This is a genomic window from Caryophanon tenue, assembly GCF_001700315.1.
Taxonomy (GTDB): Bacteria; Bacillota; Bacilli; order Bacillales_A; family Planococcaceae; genus Caryophanon; species Caryophanon tenue.
The window spans coordinates 523,230-543,013 of sequence record NZ_MASJ01000001.1 but is presented as its reverse complement, the minus strand read 5'-3'; the positions used below and the strand labels follow the sequence as shown (position 1 = coordinate 543,013).

The following is a 19,784-nucleotide window of genomic DNA, read 5'->3' as shown; positions in this document are numbered from 1 at the left end:
TTACATACATATTATTACGAATTTCGAACTACAAGTAAACATATTAATATGAAAGAAGGAAATACTGTCACGATTCACAAAAAAACGAACGTAAGAGCATAGACTTCAGACCTCTAAAGAGTTAAAGTGGATGAATTCCTAAAAACATTTCCACATAAAGCATATAAAATGTCCCAGTTAGGCAAGTAAGCTCACGTATTTTCCCTTTGGATTGGCTGGCTATTTTGAAGAACAAAAAAAGGAATTGCCCGAGAATTTCTTCTCGAACAATTCCTTTTATATTATACGTTACGAATTAAGCTTCTAAAGCTTTCGCACGTAATACCATTTGTAAGATACCGCCGTTACGGTAGTAGTCAACTTCAACTTCTGAGTCGAAACGAGCTAATACGTCGAACTTAGTTTCTTTACCTTCTGGAGATACTGCAGTTACAGTTAGGATATCACGTGGTTTAACATCATCAGTTAAGTTAACAGAGATTGTTTCGTCACCTTTTAAGCCTAATGAATCAGCAGACTCACCGTTTAAGTATTGTAATGGTAACACACCCATCATAACTAAGTTAGAACGGTGGATACGCTCATAAGATTGAGCAATTACAGTTTTAACGCCTAGTAAGAATGTACCTTTAGCAGCCCAGTCACGAGATGAACCCATACCGTAGTCGTTACCAGCTAATACTACTAAGCCAGTGCCTGCTTCTTGATATTTCATACATGCATCGTAAATGTACTCAACTTCGCCTGTTGGCCAGTAAGTAGTGAAACCACCTTCTGTACCTGGAGCGATTTGGTTACGGATACGGATGTTAGCGAATGTACCACGCATCATAACTTCGTGGTTACCACGACGAGAACCGTAAGAGTTGAAGTCGCGGATAGCAACGCCATTTTCGATTAAATATTTAGCCGCTGGAGTATCTTTACCGATTGAACCAGCTGGAGAAATATGGTCAGTTGTGATTGAGTCACCGAACTTAGCCATTACACGCATGTTTTCTAAAGTTTTGATAGCACCTGGCTCTTTAGATAAACCTGTGAAGAATGGTGGGTTTTGGATGTAAGTTGATTTCTCATCGAATGAGTAAAGAGATTCAGTTGAAGTCTCGATAGCATTCCATTTTTCGTTAGCAGTGAATACTGTTTCATATTCTTTTTGGAATAATTCACGAGTTACTACTGAGTTTAATACTTCGTTAACTTCTTCAGTTGTTGGCCAGATGTCATCGAAGAATACTTCTTTACCTTCTGGAGTTACAGCGATAGCATCAGTTTTTAAGTCGATATCAACTGTACCAGCTAAAGCGTAAGCAACTACTAATGGTGGTGAAGCTAAGAAGTTAGCTTTTACTAATGGGTGTACACGACCTTCGAAGTTACGGTTACCTGATAATACAGATGTTACGAATAAGTCGTTACGTTTAATAGCGTCTTCGATTTCTGGTAATAATGGACCTGAGTTACCGATACATGTTGTACAACCGTAACCAACTGTGTTGAAGCCGATTGCATCGAAGTATTCGTTTAAGCCTGAAGCTTCTAAGTAACCAGTTACTACTTTAGAACCTGGAGCTAATGAAGTTTTAACCCATTTCGCTGGTTTAATACCTAACTCAACCGCTTTTTTAGCAACAAGACCTGCAGCTAATAATACGTATGGGTTAGATGTGTTTGTACAAGAAGTGATTGCAGCGATTGCTACAGCACCTGCTGGAATTTCAACTGGCTCTTCAGCGAATTCTGCTACTGAAGTTTTAGTGAATTCTTCTTCAGTTAAACCGAAACCTTGAGTACCTTGAGGAGCTACTACAGAATCACGGTAAACTTTTTTCATTTCAGTTAAAGGAATTAAATCTTGTGGACGCTTAGGACCAGAAAGGTTTGCTTCGATATCTGAAAGGTTGATTTCTAATACGTCAGTGTAAGCTGGCTCTAATGTTGGGTCGAACCACATACCGTTAGCTTTTAAGTAAGCTTCTACAACAGCGATGTGTTCTTCGTCACGACCAGTTAAACGCATGTAGTTGATTGACTCTTCGTCGATTGCGAAGAAACCACATGTAGCACCATATTCTGGAGCCATGTTTGAGATTGTCGCACGGTCAGCAAGTGGTAATTGTTGTACACCAGGACCGAAGAACTCTACGAATTTGTTTACTACGCCACGAGCACGTAATACTTGAGTAACTTTTAATGCTAAGTCAGTTGCAGTTGTACCGTTTGGTAATTCGCCAACTAATTTAACACCGATTACATCAGGGATTGGGAAGTAAGAAGGTTGACCTAACATACCTGCTTCAGCTTCGATACCACCTACACCCCATCCAAGAACGCCGATACCGTTGATCATTGTTGTATGAGAGTCAGTACCCACTACTGAGTCTGGGAATGCTACTAAACCTTCAGCTGTTTCGTTAACGTGAACGATTGGAGCTAAGTACTCTAAGTTAACTTGGTGTACGATACCAGTTGCTGGTGGTACAGCGCGGAAGTTATCATAAGCAGTTTGAGCCCATTTTAAGAAATTATAACGCTCAGCGTTACGCTCGAACTCTAAGTCCATGTTAGCGTTTAATGCGTTAGCGTTACCGTATTTGTCTACTACTACAGAGTGGTCGATTACTAAATCAACTGGAATAGCTGGGTTGATTTTGTCTGGGTTACCGCCCATTTCTTTCATTGCAGAACGTAAAGAAGCTAAGTCTACTACTACTGGTACACCAGTGAAGTCTTGTAATACAACGCGTGAAGGCTTGAATGGTACTTCAGCTTCTGGGTTGTGTGAACCGAATTTTGCTAATTCGTTTACGTGCTCTTCTTTAATTACGTAGTTGTCATATTGACGTAAAACTGATTCTAATAATACTTTGATTGAATATGGTAAGTTTGAAACTTTTGCGATACCCGCTTCTTCGATTGCTGCTAAACGGAAATAGTTATAAGATTTGCCGTTTACTTCGAATTGAGCGCGGCTGTTGTGTAAGTTAGCCATGATTCGTAATCCCCCTAATATATAATTAAAACTGAAAGGCAAGTTGTACTGCTTTTCTCCAAAATCAATAATAACGCAATTTTATACATAAGTAAATTACTTTAATATTATCTTTCATGATAAGTTTTTCTTATCACCTTTTTCGAAAGTACACGAATTCACTAATAACCTTTGTGATTCTCTTAATTGAAAATGATTCTCAAAACTTACATACTAAGCATTTCGGCAGCTTCTTGTTATTTTCTTCAAAATTTGCTCGCTTTCGGTCGTTCTTTATTTCACCATAACATTTCCACTACGTTTACAATGGCAATTGTATAAAAATTCACCTACCTTTTTTGAACATCTATACAGCCTGTTTCTCCATTCACACTGAACATTGTTCCAAAACAAATTTGTAGAAATATTACCATCTTCCGTGACATGTACCGCTTTTACATTTTAAATAGTAGATTTTCGATAAAAAAAGACTACCGAACGAAAGTCCGATAGTCTGTGTATTCCCGTTCTGCTACTTGATTAAAACTTAAAATGCAGGAATGGCTGTTTCGTCATAGTTTTCTTCAAGGAATTGGCGAACCTCTTCACTTGTCATTGCTTCAGCTAATGCTTGAATCGCCGCATCATCTTGATTATCTTCACGCGCTACTAATGTAATCGCAAAGTCATTGTCGATACCTTCTGTTAACAACGCATCACTTTTTGGTGTTAAACCAAGTGGTGCTGCGTACGCCGGTGTCATCACAACTGCATCTGCATCGTCATACATACGCGCTAGCATTAATAAGTCTACCGTTTTAAATACAAAGTTTTTAGGGTTATCAATCACGTCTGCTTCCGTATAATATACGTCTGTCTTTTCGCCAAGTGTAATGACATTATGTTGTGCAAGTAACGCAAGTGATCGGTCTACATTCGATATATCATTCGCAATCGCAATTGTTGCGCCTTCCGGTAATTCTTCAATAGACGCTGCATTTTTTGCATACACGCCATAGTTCGCGAAATAAATTTCTTCAATTGGCACTAAGTTTGCATCGTTATTACGATTGAACTCCTCCATATACGGCTTATGCTGGAAAAAGTTTGCATCGACTTCATCTGCTGCAAGTGCTGTATTAGGTTGAACATTATCACCTAATACAACAATTTCTAAATCAATGCCATCCGCTTCTAGCTGTGGCTCTACTAATTCTAAAATCTCTGTCATCGGTGGAATTAGCGAAGCGACCTTCAATGTTGTCGCTTCTTCGGTTGTTGCCTTGTCATTAGTTGTTGCTTCCTCATCCCCACAGGCTGCAAGTAATAGCGCTGCAAGTCCTACTGTCATAAAACGTTTCTTCATTATACGTAGCTCCTATCGTTTGTCGAGTGTTCGTGCCAAAAATGTCCCCGCAAGTTGAATACATTGCACGAGAATTATCATAATAAGAATCATATACATCATTAAATCAGTTTTAAACTGTTGGTAGCCATATCGAATCGCAAAATCACCAATGCCACCTCCGCCAACAACGCCCATAATCGTTGAATACGAAATAAAGCTAACAATGGACGTCGTTAAACTTAAAATTAAACTAGAGCGCGCATCGACAAAGACAAATTTCGTCATAATTTGCCAACGACTTGCCCCCATCGCTTGCGCCGCTTCGACCACACCTTTTGGTACATCAAGTAATGACTGTTCCACAAGACGTGCGTAATGCGCAATCGCAATAATCGCAAGTGGCACAATTGCGGCTGTTGTCCCAATCGCCGTTCCAACAATTAATCGCGTTAACGGAATACAAAACACCACTAATAATAAAAATGGAAACGAACGAATAATATTCACAAGCGTATTACAAAATTGATAGAGCAGTTTGTTTTCCATCGGCTTTTGTGGATGTGTCATATAAAGCAATGTTCCTAATGGTAAACCAACAACAATTGCTGCAACAACTGAAGCCCCTACCATAATGAATGTTTCACCAATTGCTTGTATGATTTCCGTATCGTATTGCACAAGAACATCTGGTATCATACATGGTCCTCCTGTAATGCGCGCACAAAGCTTTCGGCTGTGTTATCACTTGCAGTAATACCAGTCGGAGTAATATCCAGTGTTTTGTATATTGCCCCTTGTTCTAGTATCGCAACATGTGTACACATGCTTTTAATGACCGCAACTTCATGGCTAACAAGTACAATCGTCATGCCAAAATCACGATGAATTTGTGCCAATACTTGTAAAATACCAGATGTCGTATTTGAATCCAGTGCTGATGTTGGCTCATCACATAGTAATACTCGCGGCTTCGTTACGAGCGCGCGAGCAATTGCGACACGCTGCTTTTGTCCACCACTTAACATTGCTGGATATTTCTTCGCATGTGCTTCAAGCCCCACATATGCTAATACTTCTGCAACTCGTGTGGCATGCTCTTTCTTTGGCACATCCGCAAGTGATAACGCAACGGCGATATTGTCATACACGGTCTTGTTCGCCACTAAATGAAAATGTTGAAAAATCATACCGATTGACTTTCGTGCGGCATTTAGTTGCAAGGTTGTCGCAGTCGTTAATTGACGCCCACCGACAATTACATGTCCGCTGTCCGGCTTCTCCAGCAAGTTCATCATGCGCAATATGGTCGACTTACCTGCACCACTTGGCCCCATAATGCCGTAAATCGCGCCTTCTGGAATATGCAGTGACACATCATGAATGGCCACTTCTTTCCCAAACGCTTTATGTACGTTTTCTAACACTATCATGTACAAACCCCTTTCCGTACACGTATGAACACGCCCCTTATTATAGCGCAATCATTATCAGAAAAACACCGCTAATTCAAAGTTTTCAGAACAAAAAAGAGCAAAAGATGTGTACTACACCTTTTACTCTTTTGTTGTATTACAGTTTATTTTGTATGTAGACAATGGTCTACTTGTTGCTTTATATTTTCTGGTAACAGTTTGTATACGCTGCCTTTACATTTTAAATCTACTATACCTAATGCTGCGATAACGACTGCTCCAACAACCCATTTTTTACAAGACATTTACGACGCCTCCTTTTCTCTACGCTTGATTTTATTATATACGTTCAAAAATCCTCTCTGCAATGAAACGTCATTATACGTGCGAGAACGCGTATTATCCGCTAAAATATAATGTACTTACATACAAGGAGGCATATTTCATATGAAAGCATTTGAAATTACAACAGACGAACAATTGCAACAAGCGTTTGCTATCCGTAAAGAAGTGTTCGTTGCAGAACAAGGTGTACCGGAAGAAGCCGAGCTAGACGAGTTTGACGTACTCGGTGAAGGAACGACACATATTCTTGTTGAAAAAGATGGTGACGCAATCGCAACAGGTCGCTTCCGCCAAAAAGGTGAATACGGCAAAGTAGAACGTGTTTGTGTATTACAAGCAGGGCGTGGCTTAGGTTTAGGGAAACTTGTCATGCAAACGATCGAACAGCTTGCACGTGAAAAAGGCTTCACACAATTAAAGCTTCACGGCCAAAAGCATGCAGAAACATTTTACCATGAGCTTGGCTATACGACGACATCTGAAGAATTTTTAGAAGAAAATATTCCACATGTTGAAATGACAAAGGTACTATAAAATGCGACTGTGGCACTTTGATATACTTGCGTTTTTACCACGTAGTCAGTTGCTCGCGCAGTGGCGTGAACTAAATAGTGTGTTTGCCAAAGAAGATAGGCACGTGCTCATTAACTATATTTATGAATACGACAAAAGTGAATTGCTCTACTATACGGAAGCGGTCATGGCTGAAATGAAAAGTCGCGGCTATAAGATTCGCAGCTTTGACAAATACGAGCGCTACTTCGCCGATACACCAGCTATAAACATGACCATCCCATTCGCGCGACATCATGATGACATGTATTTACGTATTTGCTACTATAATCTGTACGAAAAGTTCATTCGTGGCCAAAAGGATTATACGCCCGAACAATTTGAAGCACTGCATCGCTATGTCAGTACGCGTATTGCCCTTCATTCTTAATGTAGGTGTAAAACAGATGCCGAGACAGCACTTGATTTCTACTCAAAGTAAGCTCATTCAATAGAGAAACAAAAAGAGGCTAGGATAGAACCCGATTTCTGATGAAAATGAGTGGATTGCGATGATAAAAATATGCGAGTGCGTTCCGACACAAGCAGCGACTTCAGCAGGACAAGCAGAAAAATATCCTTCAGCAATTGCCGTTGCTGAAGGATATTTCTTTTTGTCCCAATCTTCCTCGCTACTTACGCTTCATATACTGCTTTTATAGTAATATCAATCGCCAATGGATAGTACGTAAAATGCTCATAAAAGCATGTGAATAAATGTTGTTGCACTGCTAGTAGTTCACTTGGAATATGTAAAGTTGTCGGCACGATTTGTACGGTAGCATGAAAGCGTGGGACAGTTTGTGCATCAAACGTTATTTTGTCCACCTTGGCTATAATCGCCTGCTTTTCTAGCTCATGACGAATGAGCTCAGTATACACGCGCGTTGCAATATCAATTGTTTCGTATTGAAAATCAGGACGCACTAATGTTGTTTCTCCGATTTTGCCACGCTGTGAAATAATGTCCCAGCCTTTTTTAATCAACCGTTTGAAAAAGTTTTGTTCCACTTGTATATGTGGAAGCGGCATGACATGTTGCCCTTGGGTTAACCGCACAAAACGCGCGTAATCCATCTCATTTTGTGTGCGAAACTCCGACACGTAATGAAAATGATCAATCGCTGACAGTCCTAGGCGCTCGGCGATTTTCCTCGTCATTTTATCGCTTGTGCCAATAATCATTAAACGTTCAATGGGCGTTTGCTGAATCGCATGCGTCACATCCTCACAATGCGCATCATCGGAAAAAATAGCACGCCTTACCGCAGTGACCGTATTTTTTTCAAATTTTGCCGACACCCCTGCCTTTTTTTGTCCATTAATAATTAATAAACCGTCATCAATGAACGCATCAATATTATATTTATCTGCCACATATAGCGCAACGGTACTTTTCCCCGTTCCACTTGGCCCTGTAAATGAATAAATCTCCAAACATTTCACCCCTTAAATATGTTTCCATTATATCATACAACTCGTAGCGCGATATGCGCGATGAAGTCGTAAACCATTCACATATTCACTGTCTTACCACACAAAGTTACTTAAAAATAAGAACATACTCTTTTTTCAGAAAATACCCATGCAAAGTCGACACTTTATGCTAAAATATGTTCTACAACAGATTTAGGAGTGTTACAACTTGAACTTTCATATCGCAAAAACCATGCAGCGTTTTCCAAATTCAATTTTCGGTGATTTAAAAGCCGCTACAATCGAAGCAGCAAATAATGGACAACACATTATCGACTTAAGTCTCGGCTCTCCCGATATGCCACCGCACGAGAAAATTCGTCATGTGTTAAGTGAAGAGGCAAAAAAAGCATCTTCTTATGGCTACACATTAACAGGTACACAAAATTTTTATGAAGCTGTCGCACGTTATTATAAACGTCGTAGTAATGTGACATTACATGCTGCAACAGACATTATTCAAACAATTGGTTCACAAGAAGGGCTTGTCCATTTACCTGTTGCTTTTTGCGACCCAGGAGATATCGTCTTAACAACCAATCCTGCCTATGTTGCGTATGATGCCGGCATTTCGTTAGCTGGTGCAACGAGCTATTATATGCCACTTGAAAAAGAATATGATTATTTACCAAACTTAGCCGCAATTCCAGAAGAAGTTGCTAAAAAAGCACGTTTGCTTATTTTAAACTTACCAGGTAACCCGGTTCCCGCTATGCCAACTGAAAGCTATTTTGCGGAAGTTGTGGCGTTTGCCAAAAAATATAACATTATTGTGTTACATGATGCCGCTTATTCAGAGTTTTACTTTGAAGGTGATAAACCGTTAAGCTTTTTAGCAACACCTGGCGCAATGGACGTTGGGCTAGAGATTAACTCATTATCAAAAAGCTTTAGTTTAGCAGGTACACGTATTGCATATATTGCAGGAAATCCGCACATGATTGCGGTATTGAAACAATTAAAATCAAATTTAGATTTCGGTATTTTTGAAGCGATTCAAACGGCGGCTGTCACAGCACTTGATATGGCTGAAGAAATTACCGATACACTGCGTACAACATTTGCATCACGCCACCGTACATTAATGACGGGTCTAGAGGAACTTGGCTGGGACGTAGCACCTTCAAATGGCGGTATGTTTGTATGGGCGAAGTATCCGTATCCATTGAGCAGTGAAGAGATGGCATTTACACTTATTCGCGAAGCCGGCGTCGTAACCGTTCCTGGCACAGCATTTGGCACAGCGGGTGAGGGTTATTTACGTCTAGCATTGGTACAACCTGAGGCAACATTGCAACAAGCAGTCGAGCGCTTACGTGATGTGACAATTACAGCTTGATGTAACATATGACGTCAGCTATTGTCTAGCAATTTCGTTATTTGCTCACATTTTCGCCAAAAAATCGGCATTTTTTCTCGCGGTCAGTAAAAGTTTGTGGATATTTTCACAAACTTTCGCTATAGTATGTACTGAGAGGTGAATCTCCTATTCAAAGCAATGTTCGACAACATTCTATTTTCCCCTAAATAGATATTTATGCTTGTCACCTCTACCATTTTGTTATCAAAACGCTCGGTAAAACACCACATGTAGCCCTATGCTGCTGTGGTGTTTTCTCTTTTTACCAACTAAAAAATGCAGCGGATTTCCTCCGCTGCATTTTGCTTATGCTTCTTTTTGTTTCATAAATGGTAATAAAGCAAATAGTAAAATGATTTGAACTAAAATCATAATGACCGATGTATCGTGTGTACCTGTTACGTCATATAACACACCGATGACAAGTGGAATAATCGCACTCATCATAAAGCCACCTGACATCACCATTGAACTCCACTCATTCGCTTCTTTATCATTACGCGCATCATCAAGTGGTAATAAAATACCGATTGGGAACAAACCAGACATCGCAAGACCGATTAACATAGCTCCCGCCCAAATAAACGCTGTGCCACCAATCCACATCAAAATACCACCGACAAGTGCTACTGCTGTTAAGCCTGTAATCCATGCCATACGGTTCGGATATTTATCAAGCATTGCTGGAATTGTTAAGTTACCAAATAGCTGTACAATCGACATAACTGTTAATACAAGACCTGCTGTTGCTAATGTAAAGCCTTCTTCTTGAGCAATTGGCGCTAACCATGTTGTCATCGAAAAGAATAATGATGTTTGGACACCGAAGAATAATAACAGCATCCACGCGCGTTTCGTTTTCCACGGATTACGCCCCTCTTGTGCAACGGCTTCTGTCACCGTTCCAACTTGCTCGTTACCACCTTTTGTTGCCATCATCCAAATGACAATTGCAACAGCTGCTAACACACCCCAAATACCTAGCGCAAACGTCCAAGCGTTTGACCAGTCAAAAAATACTGTTGTAAAGCCTGCTGAAATCGTTGCACCAAAACCGATACCAAATGAATGTAAGCCGATAACGGATGCTGTTTTTTGTGGGAAATGCTTTTTAATAAAGCCACTCATAATTGGCGCAATTGCTGCAATCCCAACACCTGCAAAGAAACTTGTCACAATTAACGCACCGTAGCTCGGCACGAAAATGCGCACAATCGTTGCCACACCGATTAACACCATTAATAATGTAATCGCCATGCGGTCACCGAAACGTTTCGTTAATGGCATCGCTAACGATGCAAATAAACCCATACAAAATACAGGAATCGATGTTAATAAACTCATTTGCGTACTTGATACACTTAAATCATCCGCAATCGTATTTAATAATGGCCCAACAGATGTTACAGCTGGACGCAAGTTAATCGACACGAAAAAAATCGCTACTAACGCAAATAAACCATACGTTTTTTGATTTTTCATATTCTACCTCTTTTAAATTTTATCTCATTTAGTTAATCACAAAAAAAGACGTCTGACAACTAAATTTACTTATATGACTATTGAAATATTTATTTTAAAACGGGCTAGCATATTTCCTACAATATATTTACGTTACGTTCTACAAAATGAATATGTTATAAAGGCACAATTCAACTAAAAAACGCTGTTCCTTCATCATATATGCTGATTAACTAATAATTAGGTAGGTGTGCGATACGACTCGCTTTTCTGCGGGCCAACTTAAGCCTCTTCGGCGTACACACTCAGCCATCTTTATGCTACATTATATTCAAATCGAGTGAAAAAATAGCCATTTAGTCGTATAAGAGCTAACTAATAGACCTTTTTTATAAAACGTTCAACAATCTAAAGAAGAACTATCTGTAAAAAATACGGCATCGTGTGGCCATGCACATACGATAAATTATCTCTTTTCACTCGCGCGAAAGTGAGCGGTTTCGAACCCATAAAAGTAATAGAAGAAAATTCATCATTTCTAATGATTCGTCCATCTTCCCTCATCTGCTAATCACCTTCATTTGTCATCCAATCAACCGATTATCTCTTTACTTTATTGTGATTCTTACAAATTAACAGCACTACTTCATAAGGGAATCCTCTAGTTACGCTACTTTTAGTTTAAAACTCTCGTCTATCTATGCTATAATAATAAGCATTGTGCATAAAAGTTTTCGCAACTCACAATCTAAAAAAATAACCCTTAAAAATCAAGGAGGAATATCTACATGATTCAAGTTTCAGATGTAGGCCTTCGCTATGGCGATCGTAAATTATTTCAAGATGTAAACATTAAATTCACACCAGGTAACTGTTACGGCTTAATCGGAGCAAACGGTGCTGGTAAATCAACTTTCTTAAAAATCTTATCTGGTGATATCGAGCCTCAAGAAGGTCACGTATCAATGGGTAAAGATGAGCGCTTATCTGTCCTAAAACAAAACCACTTCGAATACGATGAGTACAATGTATTAGATACAGTTGTAATGGGTAACAAACGTTTATGGGCTGTTAAAGCTGAAAAAGACGCAATCTACATGTTGCCAGAAATGTCAGATGAAGATGGTATGCGCGCTGCTGAATTAGAAGGTGAATTCGCAGAAATGAACGGTTGGGAAGCGGAATCTGACGCTGCAACATTATTAAACGGTTTAGGTATTGGCGACGAGCTACACTACATGCAAATGGCTGACTTAGAAGGTTCTGACAAAGTCAAAGTATTACTTGCTCAAGCATTATTCGGTCAACCGGATGTATTATTACTGGATGAGCCTACCAACCACTTAGACTTAAAAGCAATTAAATGGTTAGAAGAGTTCTTAATCAACTTCGAAAACACAGTTATCGTTGTATCACATGACCGTCACTTCTTAAACAAAGTATGTACCCATATCGCTGACTTAGACTTCGGTAAAATTAAGCTATATGTTGGTAACTATGATTTCTGGTATGAGTCTTCTCAACTAGCACAGAAATTAATGGCTGACCAAAATGCGAAAAAAGAAGAGAAAATTAAAGAGTTAAAAGAATTCATTGCGCGCTTCTCTGCCAACGCATCGAAATCGTCTCAAGCAACTTCTCGTAAAAAAATGTTAGATAAAATCGAATTAGATGATATCCAACCATCAAGCCGTAAATACCCATTCATCAACTTCCAAATTGGCCGTGAAATCGGGAATGACGTATTAACAGTAGACGGTTTAACAGCGTCTCAAGAAGGCGAAGTCATGTTCAAAGACGTACGCTTCTCAATGAACAAAGAGGACAAAATCGTTCTTTTAGGTTCACCAAACGCGAAGTCATTATTAATGGACGTATTAATGGGTGTGAAAGAAGCTGACGCAGGTTCATACAAATGGGGCGTAACAACTTCTCAAGGTTACTTCGAAATGGATCACGACAAATACTTCAACGGTGGCGAAAAATCATTAGTAGAATGGTTACGTCAATATTCTCCAGATGACGAAACAGAAAGCTTCTTACGTGGCTTCTTAGGCCGTATGTTATTCTCTGGTGAAGAAGTGAAAAAATCACCTGCAGTTCTTTCAGGTGGTGAGAAAGTACGTTGCCTACTTTCTAAAATGATGTTATCTTCTTCTAACGTTATTTTATTAGATGAGCCAACGAACCACTTAGACCTTGAATCAATTCAAGCGCTAAACGAAGGCTTAATCCGCTTCAAAGGTGCCATGATTTTCACATCTCATGACCACCAATTCATCCAAACAATTGCTAACCGCGTAATTGAAATCCGCGAAGACGGTTCAATTTTAGATAAGCAATTAACATACGATGAGTTCCTTGACTGGAAAGATAGCCAAGGTTTAAAATAAGTCGATTCAATTTAAAAAACTTAATATTAAGCTTTCCAAATAACATAAAAATATAAAAAAGTCAAGTACAATATTGCAGCAATCGCAATCGTACTTGGCTTTTTTATTTTGTGCTTACAGATAACACAATTGGATACCTACAATTATTTTCCATTCACTCTCGATGTCTATGGAGAGACGCCTGAATAATTTCTTAGTCACAAATTTCAATTCACTCTCCATATGCATGGAGAGACGTGACGTACAGTCACCAATCGAAGTAACAGTAGTAATTTCAATCCACTCTCCATATGCATGGAGAGACCCACACGGCTGAAAAAGTATGCGAATCTATATTATTTCAATCCGCTCTCCATATGCATGGAGAGACAACGTTCTTTGACAAAGCCAAGCGCAACATGCGATTTCAATCCACTTTCCATATACATGGAGAGACGACGAAGTAATTGACTTTGCAATGTACGGCTTTATTTCAATCCACTCTCCATATGCATGGAGAGACACAGCAGAACAGTTGCATAAGACGGGCGTGTTTATTTCAATCTACTCTCCATATGCATGGAGAGACGTAACTTAATTGATTCTAAGTTTACGAGAAGTTATTTCAATCCACTCTCCATATGCATGGAGAGACTTATGAAAAATAAGATTCCCAAATTACCATTTGGATTTCAATCCACTCTCCATATGCATGGAGAGACACCGTCCATGATTTCAACGGTAATCGACTGGCGTATTTCAATCCACTCTCCATATGCATGGAGAGACGGTGTGGTGCCCATGCGTGATGGTCGGCTACAAGATTTCAATCCACTCTCCATATGCATGGAGAGACTGCCAATATCGAGACTATTGACGTATAAATTTCATTATAAAATGACTAATAACCTATCTTAAAATATAAATAACCTATTATCTCTTGTAAATCATACATTAATTTCGGTGCGGGTCTCCAAGGTTTTTATGTTCACTTTACATCCGCACCTAAAAAATTAAAGGATTGTCTACGTTGATTGTTTCTTTCATGCCAAAATGCTTCACTTTTGTTTTATAGTTATTGCCTAGCTCATAAAAGCGTATACTATCTTCTTTTTCGTTCATAATGGCAAGAAGCTCATATTGCAATTGTTTATATTGTGTGGCATCTACTTGGCATTCAAATACAGAATTTTGCACACGAATACCATATTTTTCACATGTTTTAGCAACGTGACGCAATCGCTTCTGACCAGCTAACTTACTAACAGCAACATCATAAGTAACTAAAACCAACATGCTTATCAACTACTTCCATAAAAATGGTGGATACTTCGTTAAGTCTTGGCGAATCGTTCTTGCTAATAGTAATGCTTGTGCATGAGGGACTAAGCCCCAATTAATTTTTTCATCCAAATAAGGATGTGTTAATGTCTCTTGCTTGCGTTCTTGCCAATACTTTAAAAATTTCTTCCGTGCCTCATCCGTTAACACAACAGCGCCATTTTCTTTCATAATAAAATCACTAGAAACCATCATCTTTTTATTAATCAACTTTAGAACAAAGCGGTCTGCAATGACTGGACGTAGCTCCTCCATTAAATCGAGTGCAAGCGATTGACGTCCAGGACGGTCTTTATGCAAAAAGCCAACATAAGCATCTAGCCCTACTTGCTCAAGTGCCGCACCTACATCTTTCGCTAATAATGTATACGTTAATGATAATAATGCATTTACACGGTCTAGTGGTGGTCTCCTTGTTCTTGTTTTATAACTAAACGCTTCCTTTTGTTGTAAAATCATATCGTTAAATTGTTGGAAGTATAACAGTGCTGCTTGTCCCTCTAATCCGCGTAAATATGCTTCGTCTTCACATGTTACAACTTCTTTCAAAATCTCCGTTAGTTTACTTGATGCCTCTTTAAATTTCGGTACATCAATACGCATCGGATTTTCACGTGTTGCACGTTCTAAAATCCATTTTTGATTAGCAATTTTCCCAAAAATAAATTGACGTGCATATTGCATACTTATCACTTGTTCAGAAATTCTATACTGTGTTTTGCGCAACACAACATTGCCTTTTGTTTCACCAATTACTCTTGCTAAAAAGCGCCCGCTTCTCGATAAAAATGTCAGTGAAATATTTTTCTCAGCACACGCATGCATAAGTGCCGGGCTAGCCCCCGCATAGCCGAATGTACAAATCGCTTCTAAATTTAGTAATGGTACACGTCCTAATACGGTTTCCTCTTGTGTGACGACTACAGTTTCCCCTTTTAACGTTAAATAAATATTCGGGGTTGTAATAAACAATGTATTGAGTAATTTCCTCATGCAATATACCTCCGCATATATTGCATGACATCTTTACTTTTTGTCAAAACGGGTAAACAAATCGGCTCTAGTGAACAGCTTTTACAATGTGCACCCATTTTCACACGTGGAGTATGCTGACGTTTATAATAGCTTTGCATTTCCTTCGCAATGCCGCGTACTTGTTCTCGTAATGTTTCTGTGATTGGTACTGGAAGACGACGACGAACTTCATTGTAGTAAATCGATGCTTCTTCTATCGTACACATTAACATTTCCTCTAAACACATCACTTGTGCCACAAGTTGGACAACATCTTCTTTTCCCGACTTTGGCTTTCCACGTTTGTATTCCACAACATGTGGGATATATGTGCCATCAAAATTTTGAATAGGTACACCTTCAGGATGTTCATGAAATTCCACGACATCACAAACACCTTGAAGTTGTAATTCATGTGACAATACCGGCATAGCACGTACAACAATTTTTTGTTTACGCTTTTCTTTTATTTCGGGCTGGTCAACTTTATCATGCACAAATTGCCCTTCGATTGTTTTCACATTTTCTAACCATTGTTGTTCTATATAAATGAGTGCCCATTGCCGACGACAAAACTGAAAGTGCTGAATGCCCGACAAAAGTAAATACTCATTTTCCATCATAAATTGTCGGTGTTAAGCCATCGAGTTCAGTATGTGTAATCGTTAATTGTTCCACCGTCGAAGCGTCGTCAGGCAAGGACACTTGCACGCTACGATGTACTTTGGCAGAAGAATATTGTCCCATTTTCGAATCATGCTCCCACCAATAAACTTTTAACACTTCCATCGACCCATCTGGACGAGCAGAAGATGCATCATTTTCAAATAATGTAATAAGTGCATCTTTTATTTTCTGTGCGTCTTCATTTGTAAAACCTGTCTTTTCAGCAAGTTGTGTGTTGATACTACCTCTAAATTGATACACACCAAAATCAACGCGATGCTTCATTCCCATCGTATCGGAGCTCTTACCATCCTTCGTTACGGAGTTCACACTTTTAGTAATTTGTGTAGAGGTTACGTTAATCGGCTGTAAACTTATGGCTGGATGAATCGAAACTGGTCCTCGTACACCTACTGATAATGTGTCTCCACTAAATGCGAATACTTGTCCAAATGCGCGAACATCTAACCATTCCTGTGATGCACGTGATGCATACAAAGCTGTGTCTGGATTTTTCTTGTCTTTTTTTAATGCTGCTAATTCTGACACACTATCTGCACGATCTTTTAAGCTTTTGAAGCCATCTGTTGCACGTTCATCCGACTGCACAAAAATACTTTCCCCCATGTCTTGCAGACGATTACGTATTTTACGCTTTAAACAAACGTCTGATACTTCACCAAAACCATCAAAATTTTGACGCGGACGATTCCCATTCAATGGATCTCCGTTTGGGTTTGCATTTATAACACTAAAAACAACCGCAAAATCAATTTTTTTATTTAATACAGTCATGTTCATTCACCCTCCACAGCTTCTTTTTTTGTATAAAACGCCTTTTGTTGGCTATAAAACCCTAATAAATATTGACCGTCTAACGCTTTATTGGACATAAAGTCTTGTTCATCAAACTGCACAATAATATCTTGAATGACACGTTCATAATACGTACCTTTGCCGCCTAATTTTTGACGATATGGCAGCAGATTACTGTAGATGGTTAGCCACGTACGTGCTGGGTTCATTTGAAAGGCATTCATATAACGCATTGCGTTGGTCGTACGCTTATCCTCTCCCATATTCAATGCATGTTTCTCAATGATTTCTGCAACAGCTAATAAGCGCCCGTATAAATAACTACGATTTGTACTTTCGGTATTTAGTGCCACCGTATATCCCTCCTTTATAAAATGATGTTTCATAATCGCACATGCAATTTCTACGCCTCGCTCAAAGCTAGATATATGTTCAAAGCTCTGTGGATTTGATGCACGTGCTAACGCTTTTTGCACAATATCAAATGGCATCGAACGATTATCTAACACAATTGGAATTAGACGTTCCATCGTTTGCTTCACTACCTTTTCGTTTGGGCGTGGGCCATACACAAAGTCAGCAATATCACGTAAGCTTGGTGCTTGTATATATTGAACGCGCTTTTTGTCTTTCCAAACTGTTTGAATCCAACAAGCGCGAACTTGATATTGTGCTAAACGTGCAAAATAATCTTCTGCATGCAATGTACGATATGATAAAATCCCTAAACGTCCTGTCGTGGCCGCATCAAGCGTTAAAATATGAATTTGTTGGTTCGCAAAATCATCATCGTCTATACGTGCATACATGCCGTATAAACGTTTTTTAAATTTATTTTTTAGCACTTGATGTGTATGAGCGACCTGTTCACTTGGCGCAATCACAATTTCGTCCAATGAACGATCACGTGAAAAAGCGAAGAAATCGCTATCATCTTCTGGCATTTCAAGCGCATCATTCGCTAAAAAATGCGCGACTTCTTCCTGTTGCTCCCCCCACACTAAATACACACGCCCATCTAATAAAACGCCTTGCTGTTCAATCAGCCATTTCAACGCATTATGCACTTTTTGTGATGCTTCGTAGCTAATTGCCGCATTTTCATAAAAATTACTGCCAAGCTCGGTCACTTGTCGTCCAAAACGACCTCTGTACGTAAATCCAGCATGGTCATTCGCAGAGATCAACTTCCCCATATCTGCTGCATGCCGAATTTTACTTGGGTGATTTGTCCATGATTTCGTCCATTCACCGGTAATATAACAAAGGTCTTCTTCGACAAATGTTTGTTGTAAATATTGGCTATAGCGTGTAAATAGCTCTTGATTTTCCCATGGTGGGATTTTCTCTTCATGTGGGCTATGCACACGAAAACGTACAAAAGCTTCTTCCTGCTTCGTTACTAGCTTGAAGATTTCCGGTTTCTCTTTACCATCATACTTTTCGAGTAACATGCCATTATTATCTGTATATAAAATTTGTTCGTTGATTAAATCACGAATGACCGTTCCTTTCAGTACATATTGATAAATCGCCTGAATATCTGGATGTGTGTAGTCCGACTCAATCCATTTTTGTAGGTTTGTAATATATAGCATAAATGGCTCTGTTTTCGTTATCTGTCCTGTATATGCCACATAATCTCCTGCGCAATACATGAGCTTTTCATGTAGTCCATGTGCTAACGGTTTTGCCGCCTTTGCACTAATAAAAGGAATGACGGTCGAAACTTTTGGAATCACTTTTGCCGAATGAAAGTCACCCGCTTCGGTCACCGCAATTTCAATTTGTGCAGTTTGTGTTGTATGGCTTATTGGCAATAATGTATATGCCTGACTATTGCCTTGTCTATCTGTTTTTAACAGTACTTTCCCTGCTTTATCCGCGTGAAGATTGTATGTTTTATACAGCGCCTGTAACACACTCATCCTTGTTCACCTACTAACTCATCATATAATTCGTCAACAGATTGCATCGTCTCACCAATTTCGAACTTTTTCACAGAACGTTCTGATAATTCACGACGGATTGTACATGCTTCTGGGCGAATAAATTCAATAACACCATGTTTCATAACAGGTGCCCACAAACGTGTAGCTAATGTTTTATTACCGCGCTCGTTAGGATAGTCGATACCGTGTAGCATCATACCGTAATGCACTTCCTCTACATGGTCATATGCACCTTCACCGCTTCCGAATGGCTCATATTCTACATAAGCTTGACATTCACGCGCTCCTAAAAACACATCACGGCGGCCCCCCCGTTCCACACAGCGTTTCGCAATATTATGATGTTTGTGCTCATTAAAATCTGCTGTTAATTCCGTTCGCTGTTCATTAAATTCAAAATGTGCACGCACTTGATATTTTACATTGCGTAAATAGCTATAATAAGCTAAGTCATTATCGCCATTTTGTTTAAGTGGTCGCACACCCTTTGATTCCATTTGAATCATATTCATAACACGTACTTCATCAATAATCCACACAATGCTTGGCTTCCAGTAAATTGATTCTGTCATGCCTTTTAACGCTTCATATGTCGGGATATGTGTCGTCATTTTTTCGCCACCTAATTTTAAAAAAGGGTCTGTAAATAACGCATAATCACCATACACCGTATACTCAATTTGGTTGCGCATTCTCTT

The 19,784-nt window shown here is 39.2% G+C and carries 17 protein-coding genes and 1 CRISPR repeat array; of the genes, 4 read left to right on the top strand and 13 right to left on the bottom strand.

Annotation, left to right across the window (positions count from 1 at the left end):
• Positions 1–295: 295 nt before the first annotated feature.
• The 5 genes from acnA to A6M13_RS16220 form a co-directional block, all read right to left on the bottom strand.
• The gene (acnA, locus tag A6M13_RS02520) at positions 296–2,992 is read right to left on the bottom strand and encodes an aconitate hydratase AcnA (protein WP_066542618.1); all 2,697 of its coding nucleotides are present in this window, start codon (positions 2,990–2,992) and stop codon (positions 296–298) included.
• Positions 2,993–3,518: 526 nt separating this feature from the next.
• A complete protein-coding gene (locus A6M13_RS02515; RefSeq protein WP_066542616.1) occupies positions 3,519–4,337 on the bottom strand; it encodes a MetQ/NlpA family ABC transporter substrate-binding protein in 819 nt (272 codons plus the stop codon).
• A 12-nt stretch (positions 4,338–4,349) separates the two neighbouring features.
• A complete protein-coding gene (locus A6M13_RS02510; RefSeq protein ID WP_066542666.1) occupies positions 4,350–5,012 on the bottom strand; it encodes a methionine ABC transporter permease in 663 nt (220 codons plus the stop codon).
• Entirely contained in the window at positions 5,012–5,749 is a 738-nt protein-coding gene (locus A6M13_RS02505; RefSeq protein WP_066542614.1) for a methionine ABC transporter ATP-binding protein, read from the bottom strand. The genes A6M13_RS02510 and A6M13_RS02505 overlap by 1 nt, the downstream gene beginning before the upstream one ends.
• A 146-nt stretch (positions 5,750–5,895) precedes the next feature.
• Positions 5,896–6,036: a hypothetical protein gene (locus A6M13_RS16220; protein WP_169817411.1), complete on the bottom strand. Its 141-nt coding sequence runs from the start codon at positions 6,034–6,036 to the stop codon at positions 5,896–5,898.
• Between the two features lie 142 nt (positions 6,037–6,178).
• Here A6M13_RS16220 and A6M13_RS02500 point away from each other — a divergent pair, with 142 nt between their 5' ends.
• Both A6M13_RS02500 and A6M13_RS02495 read left to right on the top strand, forming a co-directional pair.
• Positions 6,179–6,610: a GNAT family N-acetyltransferase gene (locus A6M13_RS02500; RefSeq protein WP_066542612.1), complete on the top strand. Its 432-nt coding sequence runs from the start codon at positions 6,179–6,181 to the stop codon at positions 6,608–6,610.
• A 1-nt stretch (position 6,611) separates the two neighbouring features.
• A complete protein-coding gene (locus A6M13_RS02495; RefSeq protein WP_066542610.1) occupies positions 6,612–7,019 on the top strand; it encodes a pyrimidine dimer DNA glycosylase/endonuclease V in 408 nt (135 codons plus the stop codon).
• Positions 7,020–7,264: 245 nt separating this feature from the next.
• On the opposite strand, the gene A6M13_RS02490 is transcribed toward A6M13_RS02495, so the two are convergent.
• Complete coding sequence (locus A6M13_RS02490; protein WP_066542608.1) at positions 7,265–8,065, bottom strand: hypothetical protein; 801 nt, start codon at positions 8,063–8,065, stop codon at positions 7,265–7,267.
• 208 nt (positions 8,066–8,273) lie between these two features.
• Here A6M13_RS02490 and A6M13_RS02485 point away from each other — a divergent pair, with 208 nt between their 5' ends.
• A complete protein-coding gene (locus tag A6M13_RS02485; protein WP_066542606.1) occupies positions 8,274–9,443 on the top strand; it encodes an aminotransferase class I/II-fold pyridoxal phosphate-dependent enzyme in 1,170 nt (389 codons plus the stop codon).
• A 327-nt stretch (positions 9,444–9,770) separates the two neighbouring features.
• Here A6M13_RS02485 and A6M13_RS02480 read toward each other — a convergent pair whose 3' ends face one another.
• Positions 9,771–10,946 (bottom strand): MFS transporter, encoded by a 1,176-nt coding sequence (locus tag A6M13_RS02480; RefSeq protein ID WP_066542605.1) that lies wholly within the window; start codon positions 10,944–10,946, stop codon positions 9,771–9,773.
• Between the two features lie 767 nt (positions 10,947–11,713).
• On the opposite strand from A6M13_RS02480, the gene A6M13_RS02475 reads away from it, so the two are divergent.
• Entirely contained in the window at positions 11,714–13,318 is a 1,605-nt protein-coding gene (locus tag A6M13_RS02475; RefSeq protein WP_066542604.1) for an ABC-F family ATP-binding cassette domain-containing protein, read from the top strand.
• Positions 13,319–13,521: 203 nt separating this feature from the next.
• Positions 13,522–14,153: a CRISPR direct-repeat array (repeat unit 33 nt; unit sequence ATTTCAATCCACTCTCCATATGCATGGAGAGAC).
• Positions 14,154–14,302: 149 nt separating this feature from the next.
• Here the strand turns inward: A6M13_RS02475 and cas2 are convergent.
• The 6 genes from cas2 to cas5c are packed head-to-tail and all read right to left on the bottom strand — an operon-like array spanning position 14,303 to position 19,778.
• A complete protein-coding gene (gene cas2 / locus A6M13_RS02470; protein ID WP_066542602.1) occupies positions 14,303–14,593 on the bottom strand; it encodes a CRISPR-associated endonuclease Cas2 in 291 nt (96 codons plus the stop codon).
• A gap of 9 nt (positions 14,594–14,602) precedes the next feature.
• Complete coding sequence (gene cas1c, locus A6M13_RS02465; RefSeq protein ID WP_066542600.1) at positions 14,603–15,631, bottom strand: type I-C CRISPR-associated endonuclease Cas1c; 1,029 nt, start codon at positions 15,629–15,631, stop codon at positions 14,603–14,605.
• Complete coding sequence (cas4, locus tag A6M13_RS02460; protein ID WP_342669458.1) at positions 15,628–16,251, bottom strand: CRISPR-associated protein Cas4; 624 nt, start codon at positions 16,249–16,251, stop codon at positions 15,628–15,630. Before cas4 ends, cas1c begins: the two co-directional genes overlap by 4 nt.
• A gap of 10 nt (positions 16,252–16,261) precedes the next feature.
• Positions 16,262–17,113, bottom strand: a complete 852-nt coding sequence (gene cas7c / locus A6M13_RS02455) for a type I-C CRISPR-associated protein Cas7/Csd2 (RefSeq protein WP_066542596.1) — start codon at positions 17,111–17,113, stop codon at positions 16,262–16,264.
• Positions 17,114–17,115: 2 nt separating this feature from the next.
• A complete protein-coding gene (cas8c, locus tag A6M13_RS02450) occupies positions 17,116–19,062 on the bottom strand; it encodes a type I-C CRISPR-associated protein Cas8c/Csd1 (RefSeq protein ID WP_066542590.1) in 1,947 nt (648 codons plus the stop codon).
• On the bottom strand, positions 19,059–19,778 hold the full coding sequence (gene cas5c / locus A6M13_RS02445; protein WP_066542588.1) for a type I-C CRISPR-associated protein Cas5c: 720 nt from the start codon (positions 19,776–19,778) through the stop codon (positions 19,059–19,061). The genes cas8c and cas5c overlap by 4 nt, the downstream gene beginning before the upstream one ends.
• Positions 19,779–19,784 lie beyond the last annotated feature (6 nt).